Below are 15,449 nucleotides of genomic sequence, written 5' to 3'. Positions count from 1 at the left end.
ACTGAGGCATAGACGAAAAGCCGGCGTTGCCTGCTCAACAATTGTCACAAACTCTAAACGAGGCTGAACGCGAATCGAGGCATACTGCCCCGATCAACGCTCCGGGAGCCTACATGCCGCGCCGACTTTTCAAACGCTACATGCCGGACCCGACCAGCATTCGGGAACACAAGTCCTTACGCTTTTTCGGCAAGCTGCTGCATGACCCGAACCTCTGGCACCTCAACCGCCATTCGGTGGCGCGGGCAATGGGGGTGGGCCTGTTCGCGGCGTTGATCCCTATTCCCATGCAGATGCTGCTGGCTGCGGCTCTGGCGATCCCGGTACGCGGCAACCTGCCGATCGCCGTCAGCCTGGTCTGGCTGACCAACCCGCTGACCATGCCACCGGTGTTCTTCGTCACCTACATGACCGGCGCATGGCTCATGCAGGTTCCACCGCGCAGCTTGCCGGACGAGCTGACCTTCGAATGGATCACCGACCAGCTCGCCAGCCTGTGGCAGCCGTTCCTGCTGGGTTCGGTGGTGTGCGGGGTGGTGCTCGGCGTGGTCGCCTACTTCACCACCCTGCTGTACTGGCGCTGGTGGATTGGCCGGCAGTGGCGCCGGCGCAAGCACCGTCTGTCAGGCGCGCATGCCGCGGCCGCTGACCAGCAGGCGAACGCACAGCACATAGAGCACGGCAGTAGCCACCAACATGAAGGTGATCGCCGTGCCAATACTGATGTCCGACACCCCTAGGATGCCGTAGCGGAACGAGTTGACCATGTGCAGCACCGGGTTGGCCAGCGACACGGTCTGCCAGAACGGCGGCAGCAGGTTGATCGAGTAGAACACCCCGCCCAGGTAGGTCAGCGGCGTCAGCACAAAGGTCGGGATGATAGAGATATCGTCGAAGTTGCGCGCGAACACCGCGTTGACGAAGCCCAGCAACGAGAAGATGGTGGCGGTCAGCAGCACCACGACCACGGTCACGCCCAGGTGATGGACCTGCAGGTTGGTGAAGAACATCGACAGGATGGTGACGATCACCCCCACTGCCAGGCCGCGCAGTACGCCACCCAGCACGTACCCCACGAGAATGGTGTGTGGTGACACCGGCGACACCATCAGCTCTTCGATCGAACGCTGGAACTTGCTGCCAAAGAAGCTCGAAACCACGTTGCCATAGGAGTTGGTGATCACCGACATCATGATCAGCCCCGGCACGATGTACTGCATGTAGGTGAAGCCGCCCATGTCGCCGATCTGCCGGCCGATCAGGTTACCGAAGATCACAAAGTACAGGACCATGGTGATCGCCGGCGGCAGCAGGGTCTGCGGCCAGATACGCAGGAAGCGCCGCACTTCGCGGTAGACGATGGTGTTAAGGGCGACCCAGTTGGTGCGCAGTTCCACACTCATACGGCCACCTTCGACAGGTTTTTTTCCACCAGGGACACGAACAGCTCCTCGAGTCGGTTGGTCTTGTTGCGCAGGCTTTGCACCTCGATGTTCTGCAACGCCAGCTGGCCGAACAGTGCGGTGATGCCGATGTCTTTTTCCACTTGCACCTCAAGGGTGTGCGGTGTCAGCAGGCGGCACGGGTAGCCCTGCAACACCGGGGCTGTGGCAAGGTCCTGCTTGAGGTCGAGGACGAAGGTCTCGACGTGCAGCTTGCCCAGCAACTGGCGCATGCTGGTGTTCTCGACGATGGTGCCGTGGTCGATGATGCCGATGTTGCGGCACAACTGCTCGGCCTCTTCCAGGTAGTGGGTGGTGAGGATGATGGTGATGCCTTTCTGGTTGAGCTCGGTGAGGAAGCTCCACATCGAACGGCGCAGCTCGATGTCCACGCCGGCCGTGGGCTCGTCGAGGATCAGCAGGCGCGGCTCGTGGATCAGTGCGCGGGCGATCATCAAGCGGCGCTTCATGCCGCCGGACAGCGAACGCGAAGGCACGTCACGCTTATCCCACAGGCCCAGCTGGGTCAGGTACTGTTCGGCACGCTCTTTGGCCACTTTGGCCGGAATGCCGTAGTAGCCCGCCTGGGTCACGACGATGTCGAAACACTTCTCGAACTGGTTGAAGTTGAACTCCTGCGGCACCACGCCCAGGCAGCGCTTGAGGGCCGAGGGCTCGCGATCCAGGTCGTGGCCGAACACGTTGACCGTGCCGCTGGTCTTGTTGACCAGGGTCGAGAGGATGCCGATGGTAGTGGACTTGCCGGCACCATTGGGGCCGAGCAAGGCGAAAAAGTCGCCTTCGGCAACATCGAGGTCGATGCCTTTGAGGGCCTGGAAGCCGTTGCCGTAGGTCTTGGTCAGCTGTCGGATGGACAGGGCGGAACTCATAGCGGGTCACTTACCGAAGAAAAAGGTGCAGGACACGCCAGGGCAGATCACTGGCGCAGTGAGTGCGGCCATGGTGCAAGGCCGGGCCGCACAAGTACAGTCACATGTATTGATAATGACTATCGAAGCAAGGTCAGGTCAGCGCGGTCATCACTGCTGCCTGGTAAGCCGGGCGAGCCTTGAGGCGCTCATACCAGGCCTCCAGGTGATGCATGGCCGGGCGCTCGATGGGCATCTCGAACCAGGCGTAGACGAAGCTACCCAGTGGGATGTCGCCCATGCCGATCTGGTCACCGGACAGGTACGGTTGTTTTGCCAGGGTTTCATCGGCGATGGCCAACAACTGGGCGCATTGCTTGTGTGCGGCGTTGATTGCCACCCAATCGCGCTGGTCCTCCGGGGTGCGCAGCAGGCCCCAGAACAGTGGGCGGAACGGGCCGGCGAAGGACGAAGTGGTCCAGTCCATCCACTTGTCGGCCAGGGCGCGCTGGCGGGGGTCTTCCAGGTACCAGCCTTGCTCTGAGCCGTATTCGGCACACAGGTAACGGACGATGGTATTGGACTCCCACAGGGTCAGGTCGCCGTCTTCCAGCATCGGAACCAGGCCATTGGGGTTACGTGCGCGATAGTGCGGCTCGTTGACTACGCCGAAGGCGCCGCCGGCGTCGACCGATTCGAAATCCAGGCCTAGCTCGTGAGCGATCCACAGCGCCTTGCGCACATTGCTCGAATTCTTGCGGCCCCAGATCTTCAGCATGGCAACGTCCTTATGAATGCGGAGGGCTGACAGTCTACTCCAGAGTTTTATTGCCTGTACTGGCCTCTTCGCGGGACAAGCCCGCTCCTACAGGCATCTCACCATTCTCAAGACCGGTGAAAGGCCTGTAGGAGCGGGCTTGTCCCGCGAAGAGGCCGGAACAGGCTGAAACCACCTTGAAACTCCCTCCGCCATACCCTGTCACTGTTCTAACCCTGTCGTTCGCAGGTCAGCGTCTAAGCTCTGTGAGACGGCTCAAGCCCCTGGTTCCAAGGAGGACCGATTATGTTGCTGTTGTGGTTGGTAGTGCTGGTAGTCGGCGCGGCATACCTTACGCACCGGCGCCTGGCGCCCTTGCAGATTCTCGGCATCTTGGCGGCCTACGTGCTGCTGATGGGTATTTTCAGTCACGCCCCCGGTTGGCTGCTGACCCTGATCTGGATCGTGCTGGCGCTGAAAATCGCCCTGGTGGCGCTGCCGGAATGGCGCCGCAAGGTGTTCACCGGCCCGGTGTTCAACTGGTTCAAGCGCACCCTGCCGCCGATGTCGCAGACCGAACGCGAAGCGATCGACGCCGGCACCGTGTGGTGGGACGGCGAACTGTTCAGCGGTCGCCCCGACTGGCGCACCTTGCTCGCCTACCCGGCACCGAAGCTGAGCGAAGAAGAACAGGCCTTCATCGATGGCCCGACGGAAGAACTCTGCGCCATGGTCAGCGACTGGCAGATCGGCCAGGACCTCGATCTGCCGCCAGAGGCTTGGGCACATATCAAGCAGAATGGCTTCTTCGCCCTGATTATCCCGAAGGAATATGGCGGTAAAGGCTTCTCCGCCTACGCCCATTCCCAGGTAGCGATGAAACTGGCCACCCGCAGCGGTGACCTGGCCTCCACCGTGATGGTGCCCAACTCCCTCGGTCCGGCCGAACTGCTGTTGCACTACGGCACCGACGAGCAGCGCAATCACTACCTTCCCCGCCTGGCCCGCGGCGAAGAAATCCCCTGCTTCGCCCTCACCGGCCCGCTGGCCGGCTCTGATGCCGGCGCCATGCCCGACACCGGGGTGGTCTGCAAGGGCCAATGGCAAGGCGAAGAAGTCATCGGCCTGCGCCTGAACTGGGAAAAGCGCTACATCACCCTCGGCCCGATCGCCACCCTGCTGGGCCTGGCCTTCAAGGCCTACGACCCGGACCACCTGCTAGGCGAACAGGAAGAACTGGGCATCAGCCTGGCGCTGATCCCCACCGATACCCCCGGTGTCGAGATCGGCAAACGCCACCTGCCGCTGGGCGCCGCGTTCATGAATGGCCCCAACAGCGGCAAGGATGTGTTTGTGCCGCTGGACTTCCTGATCGGCGGCCAGGCCATGCTCGGCAAGGGCTGGATGATGCTGATGAACTGCCTGTCGGTGGGCCGCTCGATCTCGCTGCCCGCCGTGGGCACCGGTGCGGCCAAGTACACCAGCCTGGTCACCGGCCAGTACGCCAACATCCGCGAGCAGTTCAACGTGCCGCTGGCGGCCTTCGAAGGCATCCAGGAGTCGCTGGCGCGCATCGGCGGCAACGCTTGGCTGATGGACAGCGCCCGCCTGCTGACCGCCAAGGCCGTTGACCTGGGCGAGAAGCCTTCGGTGCTGTCGGCGATCCTCAAGTACCACCTCACCGAGCGCGGCCGCGAATGCATCCAGCACGCCATGGACGTGCACGGCGGCAAGGGCATCATCATGGGCCCGAACAACTACCTCGGGCGCAACTGGCAAGGGGCACCGATCTTCATCACGGTCGAGGGCGCCAACATCCTCTCGCGCAACCTGATGATCTTCGGCCAGGGCGCCATCCGCTGCCACCCGTTCGTGCTCAAGGAAATGGCCTTGGCCGGCCGCGAGGACCGCGACCAGGCGCTGCAGGAATTCGACGAGCTGCTGATGAAGCACATCATGTTCGCCGCCGGTAACGCGGCCAGCACACTGGTGTTCAACCTGGGGCTGGGGCGCCTGGAGAGCGTGCCAGGCGATACATTGAGCCAAGGCTACTTCCGCGCTCTCAACCGCCAGGCTTCTGCATTTGCGCTGCTGGCTGACCTGTCGATGATGCTGCTGGGCGGTGCGCTCAAGCGCCGCGAACGCCTGAGCGCACGGCTGGGTGATGTACTGAGTTACCTGTACCTGTCCAGCGCCGCACTCAAGCGTTATCACGACCTCGGCTCACCTGAGCACATGCAGCCCTTGCTGCGCTGGGCCATGGAAGAAAGCCTGGGCCAGGCGGAAAAAGCCTTGGACCGCCTGCTCGACAACTTCCCCAACCGCTTTGTCGGCTGTGCGCTGCGCGTGCTGGTGTTCCCTTTCGGCCGCCGCCATACCGGCCCAAGCGATGAATTGGATACCGAAGTAGCAGCACTGATCGGCCGAGCCAAGGGTGACCCTGCACTGGAAGAGCTGTTGGCAGGATGCTACAGGCCCCAGGCTGAAGGCGACCCCGTTGCGGCACTGCAACAGGCAATTGATTTGCTGGAAGAAACCGCACCGTTGCGCAAGCTACTCCACCAGGCCCTCAAGGCAGGCAAAGTAACCGTAAGCTGCGGCCAACCCTTGCTCGAAGCAGCCGTCGAAGCGGGTATTCTGCAGCCCGACGAAAGCCAACGCCTGCAGCGCGCCGAACATGCACGGCGCAAGGTGATCGATGTGGATGATTTCGAAAAAGACCAGCTGGCACTGGAGCCCGGGCGTGTTCGCTGAACGTGCCTCTGGGTAGTGATGGTACCGGTAAACCGGCAGCGCCATCGAACGGCGCTGTCGGGTTGCCAATTGCCAAAGCGAGCGCTCAGCCTTGATAAAGGTCTACCGCCTCAGCAGGCGAGTAGAATGGTATTGGAATGACCGTATAGGCCCACAGCAAGAGCTCGCTAACGGTTTTATCCTGTGCCCAGACAAGCGTGAAGGGAGATGGCTTGCTGGCATGCGGGGTGAATAGACCAGCACTGGATACGGTGCCGTTACCCGATGCAATGCCCCACTCGATATCTTTATCTGGTACTTGAATGGCCTTCCCTTGGTCAGGCAAATAATGCCAAAGCGCAAGTTTGAATTTACCGTTATCGAGGAATGCTTTGAAGTAGTGAGTGGCGGGCGCATAGTATGTGGCAAATGTGGAATATGCGCTTTCCTGGCCTTGCGTGGCTTTCACCTCGTCAACCGTAAAGCGTTTCGGCAGGGTAGAGATCACAGCAGCAGGGCGACCGGTTTTATTATTGTCATCCAGCTTCACAGCAGGCTGGACCGTCGCTGGCGGATAATAGTATCGAGTACTGCCTTCCTTCTCCAGCCGCCCAAGCCGGTCCCCCTCAAGTACCCAGTTTGCCGTATCGGGCCCTGGGTGCAGTTCTAGTTGCTGCTTACCCACCCCGTTTGCAAGGAGGCGTACCCGTGGGGCGAGGGACAGCGGGGGCTTTCGTGACTGCCGCTCCTCGGCCGGTGAGGTTGCTCGCCTGGGAGAGTGGTAATCCGTTCCATACACCTTCAAGGTGCTGTCGTAGGAGCCGGTCATCCGCTTGAGCTGGGGCGGCGGGAACACCAAGGAGGGGATCCATGCCTCGTCATAGGGCTGCTTGCCCTGAGTTACCTCCGGAAATGCCCTTTGAGCGAACATGAAAACAATGACCTCGTCTATACCCGCACGGTCAGGCAATTTTGCCATGGCCGGTCGCAACGGCTCCCCGGCATCGATAGCCGTACTGATGTACTGCATGGACATTGCCGTCCCTTGATTGTACGGCTGATAGATCACATTCAAATCGCGCAGCGTATGGATGTTGGTGGGTAACCCTATCGAATAAAGCGCAACACTTCGCTTGGTTTTATAAACACTCGCCAGGTTCTCCAAAAGTGCATCCTGCCCGGTAAATGAAAAGTCCGGCACTTTCAGCCACGCCAGGCGCACAATGCCATCACTTCGGTGAGCAAGGCTGCTGTCGGCCATCAGGGCCTTGATTGTGAAGACGTCGCTTCCATCGTATCCAACATCCTTTAATTCATTCAGCCAGGGTGCGCCTAATCCCGGCTCCACCATGAAGACGGCTTCACGCTCACTCAGTAGCCGCTTGCGCGTTTCCACTGTCTCGTCCGACCACGTCATCCGTGGGTGACCAAAGACTACAGATGCCACTTTACGCACGCCATTTTGCGTGTCCCTATCGAGGAGAAGTGCTTCACCCGGGGCAAACTCATTATTCAAGTAATACGCCTGCCAACAATCATTCAGCAGGCTGTACCACACTTGCGTCATCACAATAGGAAGCCAACGTTCCGGCATTGCGTCTTTAGAGCGCTCCATTATGCGTTCCTGCCTTGACTGAATAGTTGGCATTATTTGATAGCGCTCCGCCAATTTATTCTACTGTCAAAAATGACAGGTACCACCGGTATGCAGGCCCGCCAACGCCTGCTATCCACAGTGCCAAGCTGCCGAAGCCATTGGGGTATACTTGCCTTTTTAGCTAAACCGAGGAACGCGTCATGGCCACCCCCCACCTGCAATACCACCTGCAGCTTCTGCAGCACCTGCGCACCATCCTGGTGGCCCTGGCCGAGGCCGAGCAGGTACCTGAAGAAAGCCACGCATTGTTCCTTGAGCGCTTCGACGAACTACTGAACCTGTTGCCATTGGACCCACTGCATAGCCAGTACCTGGGCCAGGATCTGATCTGCCAGGTGGTTCAACGTTATCCGCAAATCGCCCACCTGGTACCGCGCGACCTGCTTTGGTTCTTCGGCGGCGATTGCCTGCACTTCATGCCTGACGAAGAGCTCAATCTGTACCAACAGCTGGAAGAACAGCGTTATGAAGCAGAGCAAAACGATGAACCTTTCGATTGGAACATGCAAAAGCGTTTGCTGAGCGCTTCGGGCCAGGCCGACTAATCCAGCGCTAGCAGCAGGTATCGATTTCGCCGCACAGCAATGCGACTTCCCCTACAGATTACCTTTCGCGATCGCCGTTAGGCTTGCGGATATTGGCCCAGCACCCAATCGCTGAGTGCCGGGTCAATACCCCAAACGCCAACCTTTCTATCTGGATCGCACAATGAAACGTATTCTTGCACTGTGTGCCTTGAGCCTCGGTTGCAGCATGGCCATGGCCAACACGGGCAACATCGACTTCGAAGGCACCATCAGTGCCGGCGGAACCTGCCCGATCACAGTCGTCACGCCTGGCGGCTCCCATCTGCCAAAAATAAAGTTGGGCACCTACAAGGTCGAAGACTTCACTGCAATCGGCCAAAAAACCGAAATGCAAACGTTTGCCCTGCGTTTAAACCCTGTTACATGCCCTAGCCCTCCGGCTACCACTACCGTGAAATTTAGCCCGACTTGGGGCGCTGACCCTTCCGGGAAACTTTATGCCATGAGAAGTGGCGATAAGTACAGCGAGGGCTTTGCACTGGCGATCTTCGACAAAAGCGGGCCACTCGACCCCAACACAGAATCGGTTGCCTACCAGTTAAGCGATACCCTCATTACTGATATGAACTTCACCGCGCAGTTGCACACGATAGCGGCTAAAGTAACTGAAGGGCATCTCGCTACCAGCGTCAGCTTCCTGGTTAACATTCCTTAAGTCGGCCCCGACGAGCGCAGCTCGCTGCGCTTGTTTTCATCACACTTACAGCACACGCTAATGCCTATATCAATACGCCACCTGCTTTTAGCCACCGCCCTTGCAAGCGCCCTGCTGCCGCCCGCCCAGGCAGCGCTCACCATCAGCGCTACCCGCATTGTCCAAACCAGCGACAAGCAAAGCAGTTCAATCATTGTCGCCAACCCCAGCAATCAAGCCTTTGCGGCGCAGACCTGGGTCAACACAGAGGCCGATGACAGCACCACCAGCGTCCCTCTGATCGCCGCGCCGGAATTGTTCCGGCTAGACCCTGGCAACAAGCAGACCGTGCAGATCAATCGCATTTCCAAAGATCTGCCCAACGACAGAGAGTCGCTGTTCTATTTCAACGTGCAGGAGCTCCCCCAAGCGGACGAGGAGCAGGCCAACACCTTGAGCATTGCGTTGCGCACCCGCATCAAACTGTTCTATCGCCCAGCCGAGCTACAAGGCTCTCCACAAAAAAGCCTGAAAGACTTGCAGTGGTCCGTACAGCGCCGCGAGGGTAAAGCGCAACTGATCGTACACAACCCCTCCCCTTACCATTACACCTTCAGTCGTGTTCAACTGGGCAGCGCCAGCAAGCGGGAAAGCATTGAAGCCCAGGCAATGGTTGCGCCCAAAAGCAGCCAGGCCTACGACGTGCATGACTCGGTGATCAAGCCAGGAATGCGGGTCATCTTTACCACGATCAACGATTTTGGCGGCACGACGAAAGAAGTTACAGCGGCCGTGTCAGGGACATGAACGATTGGCTCAGCGCCTCAACACTGGGCTCAACGTAGGAAATTTCACCGGCGCGGCCTGGGAAGCAAACCTGACCTGAACGCGCAAGGTAAAAGGGTTGTCGAGCATAAGCGTACTCAGAAACGTCTTGAGCACTACCACCTCATTACGCATGCCTATGCCTTGCTCAACGTCACGCGCATCGACCAGGTAGTCTTTCAGCACCTGAAAAGGCGGGTTGGCCTCCGAGCCATCTTCCAATACCCCGGTCACCCAGATATCAACCAACTGGCCTTCAGCCATGAACCGCCAGGTGCCCAAACTTACAGGCACCCGCTCTGGGGCCGTCGACAACAGGAAGCTGCCACTGACAATACCCGCCATTTGCACCTGAGGTAAATGCTTGCTCAGTTGCGAAACAGTGAGTTCGACCGGTGGCGACGGGTAATCATGGCGTTTATCACCGCTCGCCACATACCTTACTTCAAGTGTAGTCGCGCCTTGAGCCAGAATGTTCTCGACAGGTATTTCGAACTCGCGCTCGCGGCCTGGGTAAGCGCTGGTTGCAACGAAATAACCGGGGTCGCCAGGCTTACCCCACTCCACCCGCAGTGTTTCATCGGGGTAAACCACCGCGCTTGCCGGCACTTGAACAAGCAACGGCGGGATCAGGTCGTTGATAGCAAGGCGCAACTGCGCATCGGTGCCGGTAGCCTGGTCGATACCCGGTAATTCGAAGGTTCGTGTGGCAGCCGATACAACCAGTTTCAAGGGTTTGGCAAACGGGCTGAGGTTGCCCGCCCGATCCTTGATCGCATAGTAAAGGTAGCGGTCCCCGTCACCACGCTGCAAAATCAACTCGCTGGTAAAATCGATATAGAAGGGGCCGCCAATGTCTGCGTAAGTGATTTCGTGCTCACCGGCATAGGTCTCGGCAAACGGCTCGGCATCCCAGTAATAGATGATCGTGTCACCTGCCTTAGGTGTCATGTAGTCCGGCACTTGGGTGCGCAAGCGCTGGTCATGGTTTCGCAGATAACGTTCAGTCAGGCCATCACGCTCAAGCTCCTCCGAGTCCTCAACCAGCGTCAGCATGCCTTGTGCCCCGCCCAAAATGGGCGGTACGAGATCGATCAGTAGCTGAAACACTTCTGAAGGGCTGGTATCTCCATTGGAGCCGGTAACCTTGTAACTCAATGCATGCGCCCCATTGGAGAGTTTCGCCTTTGGGACGCTAAATTGCAGGTCCTTGGCCGGAACCGGTGCCTCCCAGGCCTTTTCATACACCAGAAAGGTATCATCCCAAAAAACTTTAAGTAGTTCCGCTTCGCCTGGGCCTGGGTCGGAAAATGGCCACATGGGCACCTCGACTGTGAGGTCATGTTCGGTTGCGCTGGTGGGTAACAAGTTTGTATCGCCACCAGGAATATCATCGAGCAGGGCCGGCACTTCTACGGGCTTCAGCAACTGCTCATCGTTGATACGCATAGCACTCATCTGGTAGTTCTCCTGAAAGGAGGCCTTGGCGGCCTCCCAGATTGGCGCTTACCAACTAAACCGCAGCCCCAGGTTCACACCCCAGGGTTGGTCGATGTGCTCGCCCAAGCTGTGATCAAGGTCCACATGCATTTGCAGCCTGTCTGCCACGGTCACTGCCACCCCTGCACCAAGTTCCAGTCGCGAGCCCGACAGGTCATTGGCAAAGCGATGTTCGTTGACCTTCACATCGTTGTTGTTGATGAACTCGTGAGCATACGCAGCACGCAGGTAGGGCTGAATGACGCGCCCTTGCGCTGTGTTGAAGTTGCGCCCCACCGTAGCCCCGGCCTTGCCCAACATGGACCGCACGTCATCACCGTCGGCCTGCAGTCCATTATCCAGGTGGTAGTCCTTGCCCTGTATGTAAGCAGTGGCCCACTGAGTAAAGGGCTCCACGAAGTAGCCTTGCCCCAGTTCGATATGCCGGCCAAACTCAGCCGATAGGCCGATACCTTGGTTGTTGTAACTACCCTTGGTTCGCGTGCCGTCACTCAGTGCGACTTTCGAATCGTTGTCGAAGCGGTTGAACTTCACAACGCCGTCGAAGTAATAGCCGCTGGCACTGTCAAGCCAAGTGGTGTATAGCCCCAGGTAGTAGCTGTCGATCTCGCCACTGGTGCCGCCACTGAGGTCCAGGTCCGAGCGACTATGGCCGGCCAGCACTCCAAGCAGCCACTGCCCATCACCCATCGGCAGCGGCGCGTCGGCGCCCAGGGAAAAGCCCTGCTGGGTCTGCTTGTAAGCAACACCGGAACTTGCCGCAACATCGTATTTGTTACCGTAAGTACGCAGCCAGCCACCGGCCTTGCCTTGGTCCAGGCGCAACTCCCCCATGCGGCTGCGCAATGATGTCAGCTCGCCATACCACACGGTGGGGGCGGTGTTGAACAAGGCCAATACCGAACGCGTACCAGGGCTGATGATCTTGCGCGACCCATCCAGGTACCAGTCATTGCCGCGTTGCGTCAGCTCGTAGGAAAACGCGCCAAGATCCACAGGCCCATTGACCAGAGAAAACGATGCGTCACCACCTCCGGTGTGCACGACCTGAAACTGGCCTTCCTGTTGTGGTTCTGCCCCACTGCTGCCAATCAACAAGCCATGATTGCCACTGGCATTGCCCGTAATGTCGAGGAAGTCGGTTTGCCCGGTGGCAAAGTCGGCATCCATGATAAAAGTGCCATTGCCTGACAGGCTATCCAAGGTCAACCGGTGATAAGCTGCGGGCAGGCCAAACTGTACAGTCCCCCCATCCAGGGACAAGTTGCCAACCGTGGCATTATCAACCATCACCCAGCGCGATTGGTTGCCAATGGCCAGTGTTTCGACATTTTCGAGCTGACCGGTTAGCGTGGCGTGCGTGCCAAGGGCTACCGCAACACTTGACCCTTGCTCTGCCCAGATGTTGCCTGTGAGGTTGGCATTTTCAACGATCAGTTTGCCAGCAGAATCATTGCGCACTTCAAGCAGGTTGCCATTGCTACCGCTGAGCTGCGAACCGTTGCTGACCGTGATGGTTGCCGCGGCCGCTCCTAGACGGCCGCCTGCGACCACAATGGCAGCCCCGTCCTGCCCGACCACTTGCGAACCGCTGAGGTCGATCCGGGCTTCACCCGAAACGTTATCGGCATTGACCAGGATGCCCTCCTGGGCACCGACAATCTGGCTGCCCTGCGCCTCAAGCCAGCCATTGAACATGCGCACACCGGCGCTGCCCTTCCCCACGCCCGTCACGGTGCTGCCATTTAGGTGCAATTCGGATGTACTGGCAATGCTCGCACCGCCGTTACTGCCAGCCACAGTACTGCCATTCAGCCAAGCGGCTGAACCGCCCGCGCTGCTACGGGCCACGGCTATACCACGGTCCTCGCTGATTATACTGCTACCATTGATGATGGCCTGCGCGCCGCCCTCCATGAGCAAGCCATCGCCGGCCGCCACAATTGAACTGCTGTTCAGTTCCAGCGCCCCGCCTTCACGCAAAAAAATCTGTTGCGTGCTCGCCCCATTGCCGGTCAGTTTTACTCCCTTCAACACCTGATAACCAACCAGTGGGCTAGAGGCATCGATAACGGTATCACGCTCGATAATAGCCTGCGCAGCCATGGCATCAGGGCCGTACAAAGCCATGGGCAATACCGTCGCGCAATAAGCCACGCTATGGCAAAATTTCAGTTGAAAAGATGTTTTCTTCATATCCAAGCTCTCATGCGACTCAAAATAAGGCCGAACCTTGGCGAGAAGGAAAACACGCAGGCCAGCACTCATAGCAGTCAAGCTACAGGGAAAAAAAATACCCAGGCATAGGATTATTCCTACAAATATCAGCGAATAATCTGACGCTGCGCGAGCCGCTTCCCGCACAGTGTCAGCACACGCGCTTACTATTCAACCATGAGGGTCGCAAATCCCCGATGGTGGAATGAAAGCAAGCGTGACCTTGGCGTCCTCAGATGGCGTATCATCGTCAGGGTTGTCAGTTTTAAGTGTATAAACCACGTTCGCCCTGGAGCGTGTATAGTTAGGGTCAGTAGAGCCTTCATACGTGGGAAGTACATGATCGTCAAACGGCACGCGCCATGTGAACCCCGTCACAGGGTGCTCGTCATCCAGTTTGAATTCGTCCTCAAGTGTTACTTCGTCAATAATATCACTGCCTTGCTCTTCACTGCGCCCGCGGTAAACCCACCACTTGAGGCCTACTTTGGTAAAAGGTTTGTATTCTAGGTACTCGCTAAGATCCGGGATCAATACCTCAACTGCAGGCCCATCTGGATGGCCTGCCGATTTCTTAATAGTGGCGCAACTTACCAAGCCGTTGACCAAGTGATCGAATGTCGCGACCACGGGTGTAATGGTTATGGCATCGACCGCAACCGATGTAATAACAGAACGCGCGGGGTTATGCACGCCGGCCCGCCTAGCCTCATAATCTACGGGCACTGCAGGGCCATTACCGGCTTCATGAATAACACGCCAGGGCACCTCTAACGTTATTTCGTCATCCGCTTTATCACCCGGTTGTACGATATAGGTTGCTGCCACTTCCCCCGCCCAAAAGAATGTAAGCTCATCACTCTCTTCGACAAAACTGTACAGTTTGACGGCCAAGTCTGCCGGCAAGTCCGTGTCGTCGCTATCCAGCTCGTTCGTTTTATTACTTCCCCGGCCAGTGATAACAGCTGGCAGCAAACCTGGGTGAATAGGCACAGGCCAGGATGGATAAGTCCCCCCCGGGTCCATGGTTTCGAAATCAACGTTGATAGCCGTATCAGCCCCGCCCATCGGGTGGGTCCCCCGCAGCAGCGTATAGCGGACAGTCGTAGGCACCGCGCCAGGGCCTGTTCCGTACTCCTTCAGCAGCACCTCAATGGGCACTCGCACCCGTATATGGTCGCCCGGTGCAGAGCCAACCATTTCAGGCGACAAAGACGTTGCCCCCCATTGCACGACGACAAAATCACTGGCTTTCATCCCCTCGTAAAGGGGAACCCAGACTTCGACGCCCTCATGGGCGTCAGCCTGGTCGATCAGATAACCATCTGTAACGGTAGCCAACGGAACGATCGGGTCTTTGAACACAGAAGGGAGCGTGCCGAGCGCGACGGCAATACTTGTGTAAACCGCCAATTCGCTTACATTTTCGGCCTTGTCAACCAGCACATAGAGCACGAATACGCCACCGTCCCCCAAGGCACGGATTTTATCTTCAGCAATTTCTACTGGCTGCGCTTTGCCGGTGGTCGCTACCGATACCACTGGCGGGTCAACATCGCCAAAATCCTCTGGCAGGCGGTTCATCCAAAAAATATGAGCAGTATCACCGTCTGCCCAATCCGAGTAAGCCGGTAGCTCCAGCACGACTTTACCGCCACCCGCTGCCAGAGAAGCATCGGTGACCGCAGGGATACCAGGAAACTTGGCGGGAGGGGCGTGGTTGTAAGGAGGCACACGATCAAAAATTAATGGCAACCACGGGGACCAGGATATGTCGTCATTATCGGCCTTGATCCAGCTTCGAAAATAATGAGTACCCTCCACCCCCAGCACATCCTCATGCTTATTCAGCGCAATAGGGTATGGATCAGGAATTGGACGTACATAGTATTCTATAAGTTCATCATGAATCGTAGTCACCACCAACTTGTCGCGTGTGTGCTCAATGCGCAAGGTATCTTTGTCGGAGAAAAACCAGGCCGGCACACTCACGGTCAAATCCAGCGTGGGGTCTTTCAAATACTTGCTATAAACCAGGCCGCTGGATTTGTCCGCCAGCATGGCATCACTCACCTGTAGATCCTTCAGGCCTGAATCCACCTCAGACGCCCGACTAGCCCGCCAGGCCCCAAGCAGACGCCAGAAAGCCTGGTAAGCAGGTTCTGATGCCATTTTCCTTTCACCGGAATCGCTCATGATTTCCTCTCTTCTCAACCAAGGGTAGAACA

The 15,449-nt window shown here is 58.1% G+C and carries 12 protein-coding genes; 5 read left to right on the top strand and 7 right to left on the bottom strand.

Annotated features, from left to right (window positions below):
• Positions 1-113: 113 nt before the first annotated feature.
• On the top strand, positions 114-740 hold the full coding sequence (locus tag C2H86_RS19350; protein ID WP_159409396.1) for a DUF2062 domain-containing protein: 627 nt from the start codon (positions 114-116) through the stop codon (positions 738-740).
• Here C2H86_RS19350 and C2H86_RS19345 read toward each other — a convergent pair.
• The 3 genes from C2H86_RS19345 to C2H86_RS19335 form a co-directional block, all read right to left on the bottom strand.
• Positions 624-1,403 carry an ABC transporter permease gene (locus tag C2H86_RS19345; protein WP_103449696.1) on the bottom strand — a complete coding sequence of 260 codons (780 nt, stop codon included), beginning with the start codon at positions 1,401-1,403 and terminating at the stop codon, positions 624-626. The genes C2H86_RS19350 and C2H86_RS19345 overlap by 117 nt on opposite strands.
• Positions 1,400-2,332 (bottom strand): ABC transporter ATP-binding protein, encoded by a 933-nt coding sequence (locus C2H86_RS19340; protein ID WP_159409395.1) that lies wholly within the window; start codon positions 2,330-2,332, stop codon positions 1,400-1,402. Before C2H86_RS19340 ends, C2H86_RS19345 begins: the two co-directional genes overlap by 4 nt.
• A 133-nt stretch (positions 2,333-2,465) precedes the next feature.
• Entirely contained in the window at positions 2,466-3,089 is a 624-nt protein-coding gene (locus C2H86_RS19335; protein ID WP_159409394.1) for a glutathione S-transferase, read from the bottom strand.
• A 285-nt stretch (positions 3,090-3,374) separates the two neighbouring features.
• On the opposite strand from C2H86_RS19335, the gene C2H86_RS19330 reads away from it, so the two are divergent.
• Positions 3,375-5,822 carry an acyl-CoA dehydrogenase gene (locus tag C2H86_RS19330; RefSeq protein ID WP_159409393.1) on the top strand — a complete coding sequence of 816 codons (2,448 nt, stop codon included), beginning with the start codon at positions 3,375-3,377 and terminating at the stop codon, positions 5,820-5,822.
• Positions 5,823-5,907: 85 nt separating this feature from the next.
• On the opposite strand, the gene C2H86_RS19325 is transcribed toward C2H86_RS19330, so the two are convergent.
• Positions 5,908-7,416 carry a hypothetical protein gene (locus C2H86_RS19325; RefSeq protein WP_159409392.1) on the bottom strand — a complete coding sequence of 503 codons (1,509 nt, stop codon included), beginning with the start codon at positions 7,414-7,416 and terminating at the stop codon, positions 5,908-5,910.
• Between the two features lie 182 nt (positions 7,417-7,598).
• Here C2H86_RS19325 and C2H86_RS19320 point away from each other — a divergent pair, with 182 nt between their 5' ends.
• From C2H86_RS19320 to C2H86_RS19310, 3 genes are all read left to right on the top strand, one after another.
• Entirely contained in the window at positions 7,599-8,003 is a 405-nt protein-coding gene (locus tag C2H86_RS19320; protein ID WP_159409391.1) for a PA2817 family protein, read from the top strand.
• A 163-nt stretch (positions 8,004-8,166) separates the two neighbouring features.
• Entirely contained in the window at positions 8,167-8,700 is a 534-nt protein-coding gene (locus C2H86_RS19315; protein ID WP_159409390.1) for a fimbrial protein, read from the top strand.
• Between the two features lie 60 nt (positions 8,701-8,760).
• Positions 8,761-9,486, top strand: coding sequence for a fimbrial biogenesis chaperone (locus C2H86_RS19310; protein WP_159409389.1), 726 nt, complete (start codon positions 8,761-8,763; stop codon positions 9,484-9,486).
• Between the two features lie 9 nt (positions 9,487-9,495).
• Here C2H86_RS19310 and C2H86_RS19305 read toward each other — a convergent pair whose 3' ends face one another.
• The 3 genes from C2H86_RS19305 to C2H86_RS19295 all read right to left on the bottom strand — a co-directional run bounded on the left by C2H86_RS19305 (position 9,496) and on the right by C2H86_RS19295 (position 15,417).
• On the bottom strand, positions 9,496-10,962 hold the full coding sequence (locus tag C2H86_RS19305; protein WP_159409388.1) for a hypothetical protein: 1,467 nt from the start codon (positions 10,960-10,962) through the stop codon (positions 9,496-9,498).
• Positions 10,963-11,010: 48 nt separating this feature from the next.
• On the bottom strand, positions 11,011-13,200 hold the full coding sequence (locus C2H86_RS19300; RefSeq protein ID WP_159409387.1) for an autotransporter outer membrane beta-barrel domain-containing protein: 2,190 nt from the start codon (positions 13,198-13,200) through the stop codon (positions 11,011-11,013).
• Positions 13,201-13,392: 192 nt separating this feature from the next.
• Positions 13,393-15,417, bottom strand: coding sequence for a hypothetical protein (locus C2H86_RS19295; RefSeq protein ID WP_159409386.1), 2,025 nt, complete (start codon positions 15,415-15,417; stop codon positions 13,393-13,395).
• Positions 15,418-15,449: the final 32 nt, after the last annotated feature.

The organism is Pseudomonas putida (genome assembly GCF_009883635.2).
GTDB lineage: Bacteria > Pseudomonadota > Gammaproteobacteria > Pseudomonadales > Pseudomonadaceae > Aquipseudomonas > Aquipseudomonas putida_W.
This window is presented reverse-complemented; position numbering and strand designations above follow the sequence as displayed.

Bases quoted from the DNA above. Each gene is read 5' to 3' on its own strand.
- C2H86_RS19340 (WP_159409395.1), bottom strand. From the start codon at position 2,332: ATGAGTTCCGCCCTGTCCATCCGACAGCTGACCAAGACCTACGGCAAC.
- C2H86_RS19345 (WP_103449696.1), bottom strand. From the start codon at position 1,403: ATGAGTGTGGAACTGCGCACCAACTGGGTCGCCCTTAACACCATCGTC.
- C2H86_RS19320 (WP_159409391.1), top strand. From the start codon at position 7,599: ATGGCCACCCCCCACCTGCAATACCACCTGCAGCTTCTGCAGCACCTG.
- C2H86_RS19335 (WP_159409394.1), bottom strand. From the start codon at position 3,089: ATGCTGAAGATCTGGGGCCGCAAGAATTCGAGCAATGTGCGCAAGGCG.
- C2H86_RS19310 (WP_159409389.1), top strand. From the start codon at position 8,761: ATGCCTATATCAATACGCCACCTGCTTTTAGCCACCGCCCTTGCAAGC.
- C2H86_RS19305 (WP_159409388.1), bottom strand. From the start codon at position 10,962: ATGAGTGCTATGCGTATCAACGATGAGCAGTTGCTGAAGCCCGTAGAA.
- C2H86_RS19300 (WP_159409387.1), bottom strand. From the start codon at position 13,200: ATGAAGAAAACATCTTTTCAACTGAAATTTTGCCATAGCGTGGCTTAT.
- C2H86_RS19295 (WP_159409386.1), bottom strand. From the start codon at position 15,417: ATGAGCGATTCCGGTGAAAGGAAAATGGCATCAGAACCTGCTTACCAG.
- C2H86_RS19325 (WP_159409392.1), bottom strand. From the start codon at position 7,416: ATGGAGCGCTCTAAAGACGCAATGCCGGAACGTTGGCTTCCTATTGTG.
- C2H86_RS19350 (WP_159409396.1), top strand. From the start codon at position 114: ATGCCGCGCCGACTTTTCAAACGCTACATGCCGGACCCGACCAGCATT.
- C2H86_RS19330 (WP_159409393.1), top strand. From the start codon at position 3,375: ATGTTGCTGTTGTGGTTGGTAGTGCTGGTAGTCGGCGCGGCATACCTT.
- C2H86_RS19315 (WP_159409390.1), top strand. From the start codon at position 8,167: ATGAAACGTATTCTTGCACTGTGTGCCTTGAGCCTCGGTTGCAGCATG.